The organism is Candidatus Enterococcus wittei (assembly GCF_002140175.1).
Lineage (GTDB): Bacteria > Bacillota > Bacilli > Lactobacillales > Enterococcaceae > Enterococcus_B > Enterococcus_B wittei.
The window spans coordinates 90,154-90,818 of sequence record NZ_NGMO01000001.1 but is presented as its reverse complement, the minus strand read 5'-3'; the positions used below and the strand labels follow the sequence as shown (position 1 = coordinate 90,818).

Here is a 665-nt window from a genome sequence, read left to right as displayed (position 1 = left end):
ACACGTTATTCAGAGCCTCTTCCAATCTTTTATTATCATCTCCTTCTTTTTCAAAAGCGAAATGAAACGAGTGCTGTCAATAAAAAAATGCAAGATTTTTCACGAAGGAAGGAATGGAGATCAAAGAAAGCTCTGGTAGTGAATTAGAAAAGACCACACTACAATCTGTCTCTTATACACATCTAGATGTGTATAAGAGACAGGTCGAAGGAAGAGCCTTTGATGCCATATTTCGTGCGAAAAGAGAGAGCGATCAGGAACAAGATGGGAAGAAAAGCGACTCGCTTGAGACTATTAAGGAACAACTAGGAACAGGAGATCTATTTACGTTACAAGCATTGATATATACAATCGGTTTTATAAATTTTGAGAGAGAATTTCAGCAGAGTAAGACACAAGAGAAAACTATCGATATACCTGAATCAACAAGTACCAAAACTACCAATAGCCCAACAACTGGAAACAGAAACAAGAGAGAGATAGTATCAACCACTATAGAATCTGCAGAGAGTATAACCAATCAGAGTTTATTAAAACTTATCAATCAGAGTATAGAAAGAAGTAATAATCCCGATTATTCTGTCTCTGATCAATCAGTAAGTACGGATCTACCAGAAAAGGTATCGAAACGAAGAGCCTTAAATCATGTAACTACGAATATCGAA

The 665-nt window shown here is 36.2% G+C and carries 1 protein-coding gene; it reads left to right on the top strand.

Going from position 1 to position 665, the window contains the following annotated elements:
* Positions 1–113 precede the first annotated feature (113 nt).
* A partial coding sequence (locus A5844_RS14065; RefSeq protein WP_179190506.1) for a hypothetical protein occupies positions 114–665 on the top strand: 552 nt, incomplete at its 3' end.